The sequence below is a fragment of the Streptomyces sp. NPDC046716 genome (assembly GCF_040645755.1).
GTDB lineage: Bacteria > Actinomycetota > Actinomycetes > Streptomycetales > Streptomycetaceae > Streptomyces.
This window is the reverse complement of sequence record NZ_JBEYYU010000009.1, coordinates 106651-121310: the sequence shown is the minus strand read 5'-3', so window position 1 is coordinate 121310 and position 14660 is coordinate 106651. Positions and strand designations below refer to the sequence as shown.

The following is a 14660-nucleotide window of genomic DNA, read 5'->3' as shown; positions in this document are numbered from 1 at the left end:
ACGTACCACCATGCGACGCCACAGCGCCCACCTGACCCACGACGCCGCCGTCCTGCCCTGGCTCGGCGCCAACTTCTGGTCCCGCACCGGCGGGCCCCTGATGTGGCGCGACTACGACCCGAAGGTGGTCCGCGAGGAGCTGGCGGGACTGCGCGAGCACGGCCTGAACATGACCCGGTCGTTCTTCTACTGGCCGGACTTCCACCCCGAACCGCACCGGATCGACGAGGAGTTGTGCGAGAAGTTCCGCGACTTCCTCGACGCGCACCAGGAACTGGGGATGGGCACGGTGCCGACGTTCATCGTCGGGCACATGTCGGGCGAGAACTGGGACCCGGCCTGGCGCGGCGGCCGTGATCTGTACGAGGACGTGTGGATGGTGGGCCGCCAGGCCTGGTTCGCCTCGCAGATGACCCGCCGGTTCAAGGACCACGCCGCCGTGACCGGCTGGCTGATCACCAACGAGATGCCGGGCTACGGCCGCATCTACCAGGTCGACCCGCCGAACAGCGATGTCGTCACCGCATGGGCGCAGGCGATGTGCAACGCGGTGCGCGCGGCGGGCGCCACCCAGCCCGTCTCGCTCGGCGACGGCGCCTGGGGCATCGAGGTGACGGGCCGCGACAACGGCTTCTCGCTGCGGGAGACCGCCGAGTACGTGGACTTCGTCGGCCCGCACGTCTACCGCTCGGACACCGACCGGGTCCGCCAGCACTACCGGGCGGCCTTCGAGTGCGAGCTGGCGTCGGTGACCGGCCAGCCGGTCGTCCTGGAGGAGTTCGGCCTCTCCACGGACACGGTGTCCGCCGAGAACGCGGGCGTGTACTACCGGCAGACCCTGCACAACTCGCTGCTCGGCGGCGCGACCGGCTGGATCGCGTGGAACAACACGGACTACGACGACCTGTGGGACCGGTCCCCGTACGACCACCACCCGTTCGAGATGCACTTCGGCATCACGGACAGCACCGGCGCTCCGAAGGAGCCCCTGCGTGAACTGGCCGCGTTCGCCGAGGTGTTGAAGGGCGTCGACTTCGCGCGCTGCCGCCGCGCCGACGCGGACGCGGCGTTCGTCGTGCCCGCCTTCCTGGAACGCGGCTACCCCTACAGCCGCCCCGCCGACCGCCCGCTCATCTTCAGCTCGCTGCACCAGGGGTACGTCGCCGCGCGCGCCGCCGACCTGCCGGCCGCGCTGACCCGCGAGGCGGACGGCATCACGGACGACGCGCGGCTGTATCTGCTGCCCGCCACCCGGCAGCTGACGACGCGGACCACGCGGGCGCTGCGCCGCAGGGCCGAGGAGGGCGCCACGGTGTACCTGTCGTTCTGCTCGGGCGAGCACCCGGGCACGCGCGGGCCGTGGTTCGACGACCTGGACGGCCTCTTCGGGGTCGAGCTGCAACTGTCGTACGGGGTGGCGGAGCCCATCGAGGACGACACCCTGGAGCTGACGTTCCGGGAGGACTTCGGCGGCATCAAGGCAGGTCAGACGCTGCGCTTCCCGGTCGCGGGCAACGAGGACAGCCGGGCGTACCTGCCGGTGGTCCCGACGGACGCGCGGGTCGTCGCGGTGGACGGGCACGGCCGCCCGGCGCTGCTGTGCCACGAGACCGGGCGCGGCCGCACCGTGCTCGCCACGTATCCGCTGGAGCACATGGCGGCGCGCACGGCCCGGGTGAACCCGGAGCAGACGCACCGGCTGTACGCGGCGCTGGCCGAGGTCGCCGGGGTGGCGCGGCCGGTGACGGTCGACTCACCGTTCGTCGGCGCCGATGTGCTGGAGCACGAGGACGGGCGCCGGTTCGTGTGGCTGGTCAGCCAGGACGACGCGGAGCTGACGGTGTCCCCGGAGACGGCGGGCACCCTGCACGACCTGGCCACGGGCGAGCCGGTCACCGCGGTGACGCTCGGCGCCTTCGGCGTGCGCGTGCTGGAACTGCGATGAGCACGCCGCTGTACCGGGACCCGGCCGCACCGGTCGCGGACCGGGTGCGGGACCTGCTCGGCCGGATGACGCTCGCCGAGAAGGTCGGGCAGGTCAATCAGCGGCTGTACGGCTGGCACGCCTACGCGCGCACGCCGGACGGGGCGTTCGAGCTGACGGAGACGTTCCGCACGGAGGTCGCCGCGTACGACGGGATGGGCGCCCTGTACGGGCTGCAGCGCGCCGATCCGTGGTCGGGCGTGACCTTCGCGGACGGGATCACGGCGGCGGACGCTGCCGCCGTGGCCGACGCCGTGCAGCGGTACGTCGTCGAGGAGACACGGCTCGGCATCCCGGTCCTGATGGTCGAGGAGGTGCCGCACGGGCATCAGGCCCTCGACGGCACGGTCCTGCCGGTGAATCTGGCCGTCGGCGCCTCCTGGGACCCGGAGCTGTACGAGGAGGCGGCCGCCGCCGCTGCCGCCGAACTGCGGGCGCGCGGCGGCCACGTGGCGCTGGTCTCCGCGCTCGACCTGGTGCGCGACCCGCGCTGGGGGCGGGCCGAGGAGTGCTTCGGCGAGGACCCGTATCTGGCCGCCCGGTTCACCGAGGCGCTGGTGCGGGGCATGCGGTCGCGGGACGTCGGTGTCGTGCTGAAGCACTTCGCCGGGCAGGGCGCGACGGTCGGGGGCCGCAACAGCGCGGCGACCGAGCTGGGCGTCCGCGAGCTGCACGAGATCCATCTGGCGGCGGCCCGCGCGGGCGTGCGCGCCGGGGCGGCCGGGGTGATGGCCGCGTACAACGAGTTCGACGGTCTGCCGTGCGCGGCGAACCCGTACCTCCTCACCGAACTGCTGCGGGAGCGCTGGGAGTTCGACGGGATCGTGATGGCGGACGGCTGCGCCCTCGACCGGCTGGCTCGGCTGGCCGGGGATCCGGTGGCGGCGGGTGCCATGGCGTTGTCGGCGGGCACCGATCTGAGCCTGTGGGACGGCGCGTTCCCCCGGCTCGGGGAGGCGGTCGAGCGCGGCCTGGTGCCGGAGGCGGCGCTCGACGCGGCGGTGGCCCGGGTGCTCACCCTCAAGTTCCGGCTCGGCCTGTTCGAGAACCCGTACGTGGGCGATCGCGAACCCGGTTCGGATGTGCGGGAGTTGAGCGAACGTCTGGCCCGCGCCTCGGTGACGCTCCTCGGCCACGACACCCGGACGCTGCCGCTCGGCCCCCGGGTGCGGCGGATCGCGGTCATCGGCCCGAACGCCGACTCGGTGCCGCAGCAGATCGGCGACTACACGGCGCCGCAGCGGCCCGGCACCGGCGTCACGGTGCTCGACGGGATCCGGGCCGCCGCCGGTGCCGGGCGCGAGGTGACGTACGCGCGCGGCTGCGAGCTGGTCGGCGGCGACCCGTCCGGGCAGGCGCACGCGGTGGCGACGGCGACGGGCGCGGACGTGGCGGTGCTGGTGCTCGGCGGGTCGAGCGCCCGGGAGGCGGACACCCGCTTCGAGGCGAACGGCGCGGCCGTCGTCACCTCGGGCAACCCGGCCGGCATGACCTGCGGCGAGGGCGTCGACCTGGCGGAACTCTCGCTGCCGGAAGCCCAGTCGGCGCTGTTCGACGCCGTGGCCGCGACCGGGGTGCCGGTCGTGGTGGTCCTGGTGCAGGGCCGCCCGCACGCGCTGCCGGAACGGTTCGAGCGGGCGGCGGGCGTGCTGTGCGCCTGGTACCCGGGGCCGTGGGGCGGGCGCGCCGTCGCCGACGTGCTGTTCGGGGCCGTGGCTCCGTCGGGGCGGCTGCCGGTGTCGGTGCCGCGCTCGGCGGCGCAGCTCCCGGTCTTCTACAACGGCAAGGACCACGGCTACCGCGGCTACGTCGACCAGCCGGCGACGGCCCGGCACGCGTTCGGGCACGGCCTGTCGTACGGCACGGTCGGCTACGGCGCGCCGTGTCTGAGCCGGTCCGCCGTGTCCGCCGCGGATCCCGCGGTGACCTGCACGGTCGTGGTCGAGCACACGGGCGGGTCCGCCGTGCGGGAGACGGTGCAGCTGTACGTGCGCAGGCAGTCGGGCGGGGCGTCGTGGCCGCGGGTGCGGGAGCTGCGCGGGTTCGTTCAGGTGGATCTCGTGCCGGGTGAGCGCCGCGAGGTGGTCTTCGAGGTGACCGCCGAGACGCTGGCCTCGGTCGGGCGGGATCTCGAACTCCGCGTGGAGCCGGGCGAGTTGCTTTTGGAGACCGGGCCCTCGTCCGACCGCGTCCAGGGTGTGCCGCTGACCGTGGCCCGGGCGGCGGCGCGGGGCTGACGTGGGGCTTATCGTGGGCCCCATGTCACGCACCGCCCCCACCTGCCCCTGCGGCCTGCCGCAGCCCTACGAGAACTGCTGCGGCCGGTACCACTCCGGCCGGGCCGGGGCTCCCACCGCCGAGGCGCTGATGCGGTCGCGCTACGCGGCCTTCGTCCGGCAGGACGGTCCGTATCTGCTGCGGACCTGGCATCCGGAGACGCGGCCGCCGGTGATCGACTTCGCCGATGCGCCGCGGTGGACCGGGCTGGAGATCGTGGAGACCGGGGACGGCTCGGCGTTCCATCAGCACGGGACCGTCACGTTCCGGGCCCGCTATCAGGGTGGGGTGCTGCACGAGCGGAGTCGGTTCGCGCGGGTGGATGGTGCCTGGGTCTATGTGGACGGCGACTTCATCGAGTAGGCCGCCCTTGGGTCGTCTGCGGGCCGGTGGGGGCTGGTCGCGCAGTTCCCCGCGCCCCTGAGATGCGCACTTCGTGCGCCATCTCATCAGAGGCGTGCGCTGACGCGCAGCCTCCCTGCCCCTGGGCGAGCGGAGCTCGCTTCAGGGGCGCGGGGAACTGCGCGACCGGCCACGACGCACCCGCAGCCGAAGATCAGGGGGCCAGGATGTCCAGTTCCTGGAGCGCGCCCTCGGCGATTTCGCGGGTCAGGGACTCGGCGCGCCCCGCATCCCCTTCCCGCACCGCGTCAGCGACCCGTACGTGCAGGGTGACCGCCGCCGGGTCCGGGTCCTCGAACATGACCTGGTGGTGGGTGCGGCCCGAGAGGACCTCGGCGACCAGGTCGCCGAGGTGGGCGAACATCTCGTTGCCGGAGGCGCCGAGCACCGTGCGGTGGAACTCGATGTCGTGGACGAGGTACCCCTCCAGCTGATGGCCGCGTGAGGTGGCCACCATGCCGAGCGCGCACTCGGTGAGCCGCGCGCACTGCTCCGCCGTGGCGTTCCGCGCGGCGAGCCCGGCCGCCACCGGCTCCACCGCCGAGCGCAGCACGGTGAGCGAGCGCAACTGGCGCGGCCGGTCGGTGCCGGCCAGGCGCCAGCGGATGACCCGGGGGTCGTACACGTTCCACTCCGGCGCCGGCAGCACCGTCACACCCACCCGGCGGCGCGACGTCACCAGGTTCATCGACTCAAGGACCCGGACCGCCTCGCGCATCACCGAACGCGACACCTCGAACCGCTGCGCCAGCTCGTCCGTGCGCAACACGCTCCCCGCGGGGTACTCACCCGCCGTGATCGCGGGACCGAGGCTGTCCAGTACTCGGGCGTGCAGCCCCCGGTCCTGAGTGGTCATGGGAAAAGACTAGCCCGGGGCCAAAAGGTCTGACTTATAAGTCACACCCTCTTGAATTTGTCGGACCTATTGAGTTTGAGTGTGCAACAACAGCGATGTCGATGAAGACAGACAGCGAGGCAGCACAGCGATGAGCACCCCCCATGTCGTCGTGGTCATGGGCGTGGCAGGCACCGGCAAGACGACGATCGGTCCCCTGCTCGCCGAACGGCTCGGCGTTCCCTACGCCGAGGGCGACGACTTCCACCCCGAGGCCAACATCGCCAAGATGTCGGCCGGCACCCCGCTGACCGACGAGGACCGCTGGCCCTGGCTGGACGCCATCGGCGAGTGGGCGCACGGCCGGGCGGGGCTCGGCGGGGTGGCCTCCAGCTCCGCTCTCAAGCGGTCCTACCGCGACCGGCTGCGGGCCGCCGCCCCCGGCGTCGTCTTCGTCCACCTCACCGGTGACCGCGCGCTCATCGAGGACCGGATGTCGCACCGGCAGGGTCACTTCATGCCGACCGCGCTGCTCGACTCCCAGTTCGCCACGCTCCAGCCGCTCGGGCCGGACGAGGCGGGCGTCGAGGTCGATGTCGCGGGCTCCCCGGAGGAGATCGCCGACCGGGCCGTGCTGGCCCTGGCCGCGCTCGACTCCGCCCCCACGGACCAGTAGGCCCACACCCGCACCCCGTACTTCCCCTCCCCCGTAGTCCCCCTCCCCCCTCCACGTACAAGGGATCAGACGTGACCAGTCTCAGCGTCGAGATGCTGGCAGCGGACACCGTCGAGCCGATCACCTCCGCTGGCCATGCCCAGCTCGGGATCGCCGTGCTCGCCGGCATCGCCGTCATCGTCCTGCTCATCACGAAGTTCAAGGTCCACGCCTTTCTGGCGCTGACCATCGGCTCGCTCGCGCTCGGCGCGTTCGCCGGTGCCCCGCTCGACAAGGTGATCACCAGCTTCAGCGCCGGGCTCGGCTCCACCGTGGCCGGTGTCGGCGTGCTGATCGCGCTCGGCGCGATCCTCGGCAAGCTGCTCGCCGACTCCGGCGGCGCCGACCAGATCGTCGACACGATCCTGGCCAAGGCCGGGAAGTCGGGCGGCAAGGCCATGCCGTGGGCGATGGTCCTGATCGCCGCCGTGATCGGTCTGCCGCTCTTCTTCGAGGTCGGCATCGTGCTGCTGATCCCGGTCGTGCTGATGGTCGCCAAGCGCGGCAACTACTCGCTGATGCGGATCGGCATCCCGGCCCTCGCCGGTCTGTCGGTCATGCACGGTCTGATCCCGCCGCACCCCGGCCCGCTCGTCGCGATCGACGCCGTCGGCGCCAACCTGGGCATCACGCTCGCGCTCGGCATCCTCGTCGCGATCCCGACGGTGATCATCGCCGGTCCGGTGTTCTCGAAGTACGCCGCCAAGTGGGTCGACGTCCCGGCGCCCGAGAAGATGATCCCCGCGCGTGCGTCGGAGCAGCTGGAGAAGCGGCCGAGCTTCGGCGCCTCCGTCCTCACCATCCTGCTGCCGGTCGTGATGATGCTGGCCAAGGCGCTCGTCGACATCATCGTGGACAAGCCGGACGCCACCGTCCAGCGCGTCTTCGACGTGATCGGCAACCCGCTGACGGCCCTGCTCGTCGCCGTCGTCGTGGGCATGTTCACCCTGGGCCGGGCCGCCGGGTTCACCAAGGGCAAGCTCCAGGAGACCACCGAGAAGTCCCTCGCCCCGATCGCCGGAGTGCTGCTCATCGTCGGCGCGGGCGGCGGCTTCAAGCAGACCCTGATCGACTCCGGTGTCGGCCAGATGGTCCTGGACATCTCCAAGGACTGGTCGATCCCGACCCTGCTGCTCGCCTGGCTGATCGCGGTCGTCATCCGCCTCGCCACCGGCTCGGCCACCGTCGCGACGGTCTCCGCCGCCGGACTCGTCGCGCCCCTCGCGGCCGGCATGACCGACACCCACACGGCGCTGCTCGTCCTCGCGATCGGCGCGGGTTCGCTCTTCTTCAGCCATGTCAACGACGCCGGGTTCTGGCTGGTCAAGGAGTACTTCGGGCTCAGCGTCGGCCAGACGGTGAAGACCTGGTCGGTCATGGAGACGATCATCTCCGTGGTCGCGGGCGGCCTGGTGCTACTGCTGTCTCTGGTCCTCTAGCGACAAGCGACAGGTGACGTACAAGAGGGCGGTCCGGCTGTGCGCGGGCCGCCCTCTCGCGTACGCGGACGGGTCGTACGCGGACGAGTCGTACGCGGACGAGTCGTACGCGGACCGGTCAGGGCAGCCACTCGCCGTGCTCCCGCTCCGCCCACTCGCGTCGTACGAATCCGGTGCGCATGCCCGCGCGGGACTCCGGGTCGCCGACGGCCATGCCGATGTGCCCGGCGATGACGATGCCGAGCGCGAGGGCGAGCCAGTCGTGCACGAAGGTGCTGCCGGTGCGCCAGGCCAGCGGCGCGAGGTGGGTGAACCACATCAGCAGGCCGGTGCCGAGCATCACCAGGACGGCTCCGGCCAGCCAGGACGCCCAGAGCTTCTGGCCCGCGTTGAACTTCCCCGCCGGACGCGGGGCCGGTCTGCGCCGCAGCGCCGATCCCAGCCACACCCGGTCGTGGCGGCCGAACCGGTTGAGGCGGCGCAGGTCCGCGCGGAAGGGGCGGGAGGCCAGGCCGAGCAGGAACGGCGCGGGGAGCAGCAGCCCCGACCATTCGTGGAGGGTGACGACGAGTGCGCGGCGGCCGACGAGTTCGGCGAGCTGCGGGAGGTACAGGCAGGCCGCGGTGGCCACGCACAGGCCCATCAGGGCGGCCGTCGTGCGGTGCACCCAGCGTTCGGCCGGGCTGAAGCGCCGTACGCGGCCGGGGAGTTCAGCCGGTGGGTGCATCGCCGCGCCCGTTCGATTTTCCGACCCAGGCGTCGACGTCGTATCCACGGTCCTCCCAGTAGCCGGGGCGCACCTCGTCCGTCACGGTGATGCCGGAGAGCCACTTCGCCGATTTGTAGAAGTACATGGGCGCCACATAGAGCCGCACCGGTCCGCCGTGGGTGTGCCCGAGGTCCTTGTCCTGCATGCGCAGCGCCACCAGGACGTCGTCGCGGCGCGCCTGCTGGAGGGTGAGGCTCTCGCTGTACGCGCCGTCGAAGCAGGTCAGCCGGATGGCCGTGGCGGTCGGGCGGACTCCGGCGGCGGCCAGGATCCGGGAGAGCCGGACGCCCTCGAAGGGGGTGTGCGGCACGCGCCAGCCCGTGACGCACTGGACGTCGCGGACCAGGCGGGTCTGCGGCAGGGCGCGCAGTTCGGGGAGCGTGTAGCTGGTGGGGTGGTCGACGAGGCCGTCGACGGTGAGCCGGTAGTTCTTCTCGTCCTTGTGCGGGACGGAGGCGGTGACCGAGTAGTAGCGGAAGCCGCCGCCGGCCGGGAGCAGTCCCGTGACGCCGGTGGGGTCCTTGGAGGTGACGCTCTCCACGGCGCGCTGGAGGGCGGGCGCGGCGGCTACGCCCAGCGCGCCCGCGCCCAGCATGCCGAGGATGACGCGCCGGCCCACCGGGGTGCCGTTGTCTCTGTCCGTGGCTGATTCGTCGTGCGGGTCCACTCCGTGATTCGAGCATGTCCGGGGTGGGCGGGGCCAGGGTTCGGGCCCGCCCGTAAGCGTTCCGTCATTTCTCGGCTCTCGTGGTCGGCTGACGGCCGGTGGGGCTTCTCGCGCAGTTCCCCGCGCCCCTGGGCGAGCGAAGCTCGCTTCCAGGGGCGCGGGGAACTGCGCGACCGGCCACGACGAAAGCCGCGCCCTACGGAGTGCTCTTCTTCTCCAACTGGAAGGCCTCGTTGCCCAGGCCGATGCGGGCGTAGGCCGTCGGGTTGCGGCGGCGCAGGACCTCGCTGAGCGCCACTCCGGCCAGGGCGGCGAGGGCGATCAGGCCGGGGAGGATCCAGTTCAGCGCCGAGTCGGGGCCGGAGCCGACCAGGACGTCGAAGTCCTTGACCGTGTAGCCCGCGATGACCAGCAGGGCGACGCCGGACACCGCGGAGGCGGCCAGCCGCCAGGCCTGCGCGGCCGCCGCCCCGCGCCGGGCGAAGAAGACGATGACGGCGACGGAGGCCGTGGCCATCAGAAGGATCACGCCGAGGGCGCCGATGTTGCCGCCCCAGGTGAACAGGCGCAGGACCGGCGCCGTCGGATCACCCGCGGCACCCGAGTCGGTGACGGCGAAGGCGAGGACGACGACCGCCGCGATCACCGTCTGGAGCACCGACCCCGCGCCGGGCGCGCCGCTCGCGCTGTGGGTGCGGCCGAAGACGGCCGGCAGCAGCCCCTCGCGGCCCATGGCGAACGCGTACCGCGCGACGACGTTGTGGAAGCTGAGCATCGCCGCGAACATGCCGGTGATGAACAGGACGTGCACGATGTCCGTGAAGGTGGCGCCGAGCCGGTTCTCGGTGAGGCCGAAGAGCAGGCCCGCCGACTGCTTCTGGGCCTCGCCGACGATCGCGGACGGGCCGGTGGCGACCGTGAGCGCCCAGGAGCTGATCGCGAAGAACACGGCGACGCCGCCCACCGCGAGGTACATCACGCGGGGCACGAGGATGTGCGGGCGGCTGGTCTCCTCCGCGTACACGGGCGCCTGTTCGAAGCCCGCGAACGCCGCGATGCAGAAGCACAGGGCGGTGCCCACCCCGACGCCGGAGAGCGTGTCGGGGTTGAAGGCGTGCAGGGAGACGCCCTCCTTGCCGGGGTCGCCGAGCGCCGCGATGTCGAAGACCACCACGAGGGCGACCTCGATGAGGAGCAGCACGCCGAGCACCCGCGCGTTGATGTCGATCTTCAGCAGCCCGCACACGGCGACCACGGCGACGGCCACCAGCGCCGGGATCCACCAGGCGATCTGCACGTCGAGGTGTTCCTGGGCGAGGGCGGACACCTCGAAGCCGAAGATCCCGAAGATGCCGACCTGGAAGGAGCTGTAGGCGAGGAGGGCGACCAGCGCCGCCGCGGATCCGGCGGTCGGGCCGAGACCGCGGGTGATGTACGCGTAGAACGCGCCGGCGTTGTGGACGTGCCGGCTCATCTCCGCGTAGCCGACGCTGAACAGCGCGAGGACGACGCCGAGCACGAGGAAGAGCAGCGGCTGTCCGACGGCGCCCACCACGGCGAACGTGGTCGGCATGACGCCGGCCACCACCATCAGCGGCGCCGTCGCGGCGAGCACGGAGAGCAGCAGGCCCGTCGTGCCGAGCCGTCCGGCCCGCAGCGCGCTCTCCTCTCCCCGATACGTCGCTATGCCCGGTTCCGGCGCGGTGTCGGTGGTGCTCGGTCTTCCCGTGGTCATCGCGGGGTCGTCCCTTCCGATGGGTGCGGCTGGTCTCTAGACCGCGCCGAGCGCGGCGTCGTGGGCGGTGCGGTAGGCCGCGTACGGTTCCTGGCCGCCGTACGACCACGGGGCCTCGGTGATGTGCGGTCCGATGCGGTGGAAGAGGGCGGCCGCCTCGACGGGCCGGCCCTCGCAGTACTTGGCGTGGGCGAGGAAGTTCAGGTCGACGCGGCCGCGCGGGTGCACGACGCCGGCCCGGTCGTGGGGGTCGCCCCACTCCAGCCACCAGTCGAAGGCGGCCTTCATGACGAGGCGGGCGCGACGTCCGGCCCAGTGCCCGGAGCGTTCGGGGTCGCCCGGCACCGCGCCCGCCCTGGCGAGCACCCGGAACCGCTCGGCGTGCGCGACGACGGGGACCACGGCGAGCGGCGAGCCGGGCGGGGCCTGTTCGGCGGCCCAGGCGGCGAAGTCGTAGACCTCGTGCAGCGGGTCCTGCCCGGCGTCGGGGCGCCGCTCGGCGAGCCGGGCGACCATCAGGTGGTGGGCGTGGTGGTGCACGGGGTGCCGGTGGCGCACCTCGTCGAAGAGCCGTACGACGTCCTCCTCGCGGCCGACCGCCCGTTCCAGGTAGAGCAGGCCGAGCCAGGGGGTGGGGTCGTCGGGCACCCGTTCCGCCGCGTCGAGGCAGGCGTCCCGGGCCCGGTCGGGGCGGGTCTTCCCGGCGACGGCGCGGTGCACGGTGGCCAGGGCGAGCAGAACGGGGGCGTCGGTGGACTCGGGTTCGACGAGCCGCCAGTCGCCGGCCCAGGCGAGCGCGGTGGGCTCCCGGGCGAGCCCCATCACGCGGTGGCCGCGGCGGTCCCAGTCGTCGCCGGTGGCGGCGAGCAGCGCGCGGGCCTCGGTCCAGCGGCCCTGGGCCAGGGCCGTGCGCGCGGCCACGAGCTCGTGGTCGTCGAGCGCGGGGTCGCCGAAGCCCGCGGGGTGCCCGGGCTTCCGGCGGGAGCGCCCGAGGGGAGGCGGAGGTGGGGGCACCGCGACGGTTCCTCTACGGCTCTGCGGATCTCGGCAGATCTCTTCGGCTCCGCGCGACGCTGCGCGGCCAGGTCAATGATCACGGACAGCAAAGCGGTAGCGAGCACTCCACGTCAAGGGTGACCAGGTGACGGAGTTCACCAACTCACCTCTGGCATATGCGAGTTGCCGTTGTTGTCTCTTCAACCTGCCTCGTCAGGGCGAGAGTTGTCGAGGTGACACGAGTACAGAGGCCCGGTGTGCGGCCGCGGAAGGGCGCGCTCCCGTGGGGCGTGGGGCGCCGCGGGGCGCTATGGTCGGCGCATACCCACCCCTGCTCGTCCAGCCCGTAGTCCGTAGAGGTGCGCAGCGTGTCGGTCCTCGTCCTCGTCCTCGCCGTGAGCGCGGCGTTCTGCCTGGGCATCGGTTTCGTCCTCCAGCAGAACGCGGCGGCGCACGCCCCGCTGGGGGACTTCCTCTCCCCGCGCCTGCTGCTCGATCTGGTGCGGGTGCCGCGCTGGCTCGGCGGCATAGGGTTCATGGTGGCCGGCATGGTGCTCGGTGCGATCGCGCTCGGGCAGGGCGAGCTGACCCTGGTGGAGCCGCTCCTCGCGACCAATCTGCTCTTCGCGCTGATGCTGTCGCGCCGGCAGACGAGACAGCCGCTCGGCCGGCAGGGCTGGGCCGGCCTGGTGCTGCTCGCGGGCGGGGTCACCGCGTTCATCGTGGCCGGGCAGCCGCGCGGCGGCAGCGCGGTGACGGATCCGCTGCGGCACTGGCTGATCATCGGCGTGATGGTCGGGGTCGCCCTGCTGCTGACCACGCTCGCGAAGCGGTCGCGGCTGAGCGCGGCCCCGGCGCTGCTCGCGGTGGCCGCCGGACTGCTGTACGGGGTCCAGGACGCGCTCACCCGGGTGTGCGGGCAGCGGTTCTCGGCCGGGGGGATCGCGGCCGTGTTCACCGGCTGGCAGCCGTACGCGGTGATCGCCCTCGGGGTGACGGGGCTGGTGCTCGTCCAGAGCGCGTTCGAGACGGCGCCGCTGCGGATGTCGCTGCCCGCGCTGACCGCCGCGCAGCCGCTGGCCGGGATCGTGTGCGGGGTGGGGTTCCTCGGGGACCGGTTGCGCGCCGACACCGGAGCGCTGGCCTGGGAGGCGGCCGGGCTGGCCGGGATCGTGGCGGGCGTGGTGCTGCTCGGGCTGCATCCCGCGATGCCGGGCGCCACCGCGCGGGCACGGGAGCGGGCGGGGGCCGGGGTCTGAGGCGCCGCGCGTCCCGCGCCCCGGGATGCGCGGGGCGGCGCGTAGCCTCGCCGGCATGAAGCCCGCTGAAGAGATCCTGGACATCGTCGACGAGCACGACACCGTCGTCGGGCAGGCCCCGCGCGGCGAGGTGTACGCGCGCGGGCTGCGCCACCGGTGCGCGTTCGTCCTGGCGCGGAACCCGGCCGGGGAGGTGTTCGTGCACCGGCGCACCGCCACCAAGATGGTCTTCCCCGGGAGGTACGACATGTTCGTCGGGGGTGTCGTCGGCGCGGGCGAGACCTATGACGAGGCCGCGCTGCGCGAGGCCGAGGAGGAGCTGGGGGTCAGCGGGCTGCCGCAGCCGACTCCGCTGTTCCGGTTCCTGTACGAGGGTGACGGCTCGCGGGGCGGCTGGTGGTCGGCCGTGTACGAGGTCACCTTCGACCTTCCGGTGCGGCCGCAGGCGGAGGAGATCGACTGGTACGCGTTCATCGGCCTCGACGAGCTGGAGGCGCGGCTCGGCGAGTGGACGTGGACGCCGGACGGGCTGGCCGCCTTCGACCGGTGGCGGGCGCACCGGTGACCCGGAGGTAATGTCCTGCCGGTGATCGATTTCGTGCGCAACATCCGGCTCTGGTTCGCGCCGGAGCGGATCAGGGACGAGGGCGATACGCCCGACTACCGCTTCTCGCTCGCCAACGAGCGGACCTTTCTCGCCTGGGTGCGGACGGCGCTCGCGCTGATCGGCGGCGGGTTCGCGGTGGACCAGTTCCTGCCCGATCTGCGCTGGGGGTGGCGGGTGGGGCTCGCTCTGGCGCTGCTGGCGTCCGGGGTGCTCTGTTCGCTGCGGGCCGTGAGTCACTGGGTGCGGTGCGAGCGGGCGATGCGGCGTGGCGAGGATCTGCCGGCGTCCCGCTTCCCCGCCGTCCTCAGTGTCGTCGTGGCGCTGGTCGCCGTGGCCATGGTCGTGGTGGTGCTCGTGGGCTGGGAGGGGTGACGGGTGGCGGACGCGGGTGTGCGTGATCCCGGGTTGCAGCCGGCGCGGACCCGGCTCGCCTGGCGGCGCACCACGCTGTCGTGCACCGTCGCCGCCGTGCTCGCCGTCAAGACCGTGCTGCACGGTGCTGTCGGGGTGGTCGAGTGGACGGCTGCCGCGCTGGTGCTGCTGGTGTGGCTGGGCTTCCTGGCCGTGGCCCATCGCCGGATCACCGGCCTGGCCCTGAACGAGGCCGCGCCGCCGGTGATGTCGTTGCGGGGTGCCGTGACGGCGACGGCGTGCACGGTGGCGCTGGCCGTGTTCGCGGTGGCCTTGGTGGTGTGACCCCGGGCGGCGCGCGTCGGGCCTGGCCACGGTTGCCGTTCAGCTGCCGGCCGGCGGGGGCTGGTCGCGCAGTTCCCCGCGCCCCTGGGTAGTTCTTCGGCTGCGGCCCGGCGGCCGCTTCCCGCGCAGTTCCCCGCGCCCCTGGGCGGTTCTTCGGCTGCGGCCCGGCGGCCGCTTCCCGCGCAGTTCCCCGCGCCCCTGGGTGGTTCTTCGGGTGCCGGCCCGGCGGCCGCTTCCCGCGCAGTTCCCCGCGCCCCTGGGTGGTTCTTCGGGTGCCGC

General features: G+C 72.9%; 14 protein-coding genes. 9 read left to right on the top strand and 5 right to left on the bottom strand.

The genetic code is table 11. From position 1 onward, the window contains the following. Window positions 1–10 precede the first annotated feature (10 nt). Genes ABZ930_RS09675 through ABZ930_RS09665 form a run of 3 tightly spaced genes read left to right on the top strand, consistent with a single transcriptional unit; the run spans window position 11 to window position 4624 of the window. Window positions 11–1945 carry a cellulase family glycosylhydrolase gene (locus ABZ930_RS09675; RefSeq protein ID WP_361544260.1) on the top strand — a complete coding sequence of 645 codons (1935 nt, stop codon included), beginning with the start codon at window positions 11–13 and terminating at the stop codon, window positions 1943–1945. Then, window positions 1942–4221 carry a glycoside hydrolase family 3 N-terminal domain-containing protein gene (locus ABZ930_RS09670; RefSeq protein ID WP_361544257.1) on the top strand — a complete coding sequence of 760 codons (2280 nt, stop codon included), beginning with the start codon at window positions 1942–1944 and terminating at the stop codon, window positions 4219–4221. The genes ABZ930_RS09675 and ABZ930_RS09670 overlap by 4 nt, the downstream gene beginning before the upstream one ends. Before the next feature lie 22 nt (window positions 4222–4243). Next, window positions 4244–4624 carry a YchJ family metal-binding protein gene (locus ABZ930_RS09665; RefSeq protein WP_361544254.1) on the top strand — a complete coding sequence of 127 codons (381 nt, stop codon included), beginning with the start codon at window positions 4244–4246 and terminating at the stop codon, window positions 4622–4624. A 193-nt stretch (window positions 4625–4817) separates the two neighbouring features. Here ABZ930_RS09665 and ABZ930_RS09660 read toward each other — a convergent pair whose 3' ends face one another. Continuing rightward, window positions 4818–5519: a FadR/GntR family transcriptional regulator gene (locus ABZ930_RS09660; protein WP_361544251.1), complete on the bottom strand. Its 702-nt coding sequence runs from the start codon at window positions 5517–5519 to the stop codon at window positions 4818–4820. Window positions 5520–5649: 130 nt separating this feature from the next. Here ABZ930_RS09660 and ABZ930_RS09655 point away from each other — a divergent pair, with 130 nt between their 5' ends. Together ABZ930_RS09655 and ABZ930_RS09650 are read left to right on the top strand one after the other, a co-directional pair. Then, a complete protein-coding gene (locus ABZ930_RS09655; protein WP_361544248.1) occupies window positions 5650–6174 on the top strand; it encodes a gluconokinase in 525 nt (174 codons plus the stop codon). A 71-nt stretch (window positions 6175–6245) separates the two neighbouring features. After that, window positions 6246–7652, top strand: a complete 1407-nt coding sequence (locus ABZ930_RS09650; RefSeq protein WP_361544245.1) for a gluconate:H+ symporter — start codon at window positions 6246–6248, stop codon at window positions 7650–7652. 118 nt (window positions 7653–7770) lie between these two features. On the opposite strand, the gene ABZ930_RS09645 is transcribed toward ABZ930_RS09650, so the two are convergent. The 4 genes from ABZ930_RS09645 to ABZ930_RS09630 all read right to left on the bottom strand — a co-directional run bounded on the left by ABZ930_RS09645 (window position 7771) and on the right by ABZ930_RS09630 (window position 11837). After that, window positions 7771–8379 carry a cytochrome b/b6 domain-containing protein gene (locus ABZ930_RS09645; RefSeq protein WP_361544242.1) on the bottom strand — a complete coding sequence of 203 codons (609 nt, stop codon included), beginning with the start codon at window positions 8377–8379 and terminating at the stop codon, window positions 7771–7773. Then, complete coding sequence (locus ABZ930_RS09640; RefSeq protein ID WP_361544469.1) at window positions 8363–9016, bottom strand: molybdopterin-dependent oxidoreductase; 654 nt, start codon at window positions 9014–9016, stop codon at window positions 8363–8365. The genes ABZ930_RS09645 and ABZ930_RS09640 overlap by 17 nt, the downstream gene beginning before the upstream one ends. A 268-nt stretch (window positions 9017–9284) precedes the next feature. Further along, entirely contained in the window at window positions 9285–10823 is a 1539-nt protein-coding gene (locus tag ABZ930_RS09635; protein WP_361544239.1) for an APC family permease, read from the bottom strand. 36 nt (window positions 10824–10859) lie between these two features. Next, window positions 10860–11837 carry a hypothetical protein gene (locus tag ABZ930_RS09630; RefSeq protein WP_361544236.1) on the bottom strand — a complete coding sequence of 326 codons (978 nt, stop codon included), beginning with the start codon at window positions 11835–11837 and terminating at the stop codon, window positions 10860–10862. 350 nt (window positions 11838–12187) lie between these two features. Between ABZ930_RS09630 and ABZ930_RS09625 the strand changes: the two genes are divergently transcribed. Genes ABZ930_RS09625 through ABZ930_RS09610 form a run of 4 tightly spaced genes read left to right on the top strand, consistent with a single transcriptional unit; the run spans window position 12188 to window position 14381 of the window. Next, window positions 12188–13078, top strand: a complete 891-nt coding sequence (locus ABZ930_RS09625; protein WP_361544233.1) for a DMT family transporter — start codon at window positions 12188–12190, stop codon at window positions 13076–13078. Window positions 13079–13133: 55 nt separating this feature from the next. Continuing rightward, window positions 13134–13643 carry an NUDIX domain-containing protein gene (locus ABZ930_RS09620; RefSeq protein WP_361544230.1) on the top strand — a complete coding sequence of 170 codons (510 nt, stop codon included), beginning with the start codon at window positions 13134–13136 and terminating at the stop codon, window positions 13641–13643. A 21-nt stretch (window positions 13644–13664) separates the two neighbouring features. Beyond that, entirely contained in the window at window positions 13665–14057 is a 393-nt protein-coding gene (locus tag ABZ930_RS09615) for a DUF202 domain-containing protein (protein ID WP_361544227.1), read from the top strand. A gap of 3 nt (window positions 14058–14060) precedes the next feature. Next, the gene (locus ABZ930_RS09610) at window positions 14061–14381 is read left to right on the top strand and encodes a DUF202 domain-containing protein (RefSeq protein ID WP_361544224.1); all 321 of its coding nucleotides are present in this window, start codon (window positions 14061–14063) and stop codon (window positions 14379–14381) included. The last annotated feature ends 279 nt before the right edge of the window (window positions 14382–14660 follow it).

Excerpts from the sequence above, each read along its gene's own strand:
- ABZ930_RS09635 (WP_361544239.1), bottom strand. The coding sequence starts at position 10,823 with ATGACCACGGGAAGACCGAGCACCACCGACACCGCGCCGGAACCGGGC.
- ABZ930_RS09655 (WP_361544248.1), top strand. The coding sequence starts at position 5,650 with ATGAGCACCCCCCATGTCGTCGTGGTCATGGGCGTGGCAGGCACCGGC.
- ABZ930_RS09645 (WP_361544242.1), bottom strand. The coding sequence starts at position 8,379 with ATGCACCCACCGGCTGAACTCCCCGGCCGCGTACGGCGCTTCAGCCCG.
- ABZ930_RS09675 (WP_361544260.1), top strand. The coding sequence starts at position 11 with ATGCGACGCCACAGCGCCCACCTGACCCACGACGCCGCCGTCCTGCCC.
- ABZ930_RS09670 (WP_361544257.1), top strand. The coding sequence starts at position 1,942 with ATGAGCACGCCGCTGTACCGGGACCCGGCCGCACCGGTCGCGGACCGG.
- ABZ930_RS09640 (WP_361544469.1), bottom strand. The coding sequence starts at position 9,016 with ATGCTGGGCGCGGGCGCGCTGGGCGTAGCCGCCGCGCCCGCCCTCCAG.
- ABZ930_RS09620 (WP_361544230.1), top strand. The coding sequence starts at position 13,134 with ATGAAGCCCGCTGAAGAGATCCTGGACATCGTCGACGAGCACGACACC.
- ABZ930_RS09660 (WP_361544251.1), bottom strand. The coding sequence starts at position 5,519 with ATGACCACTCAGGACCGGGGGCTGCACGCCCGAGTACTGGACAGCCTC.
- ABZ930_RS09665 (WP_361544254.1), top strand. The coding sequence starts at position 4,244 with ATGTCACGCACCGCCCCCACCTGCCCCTGCGGCCTGCCGCAGCCCTAC.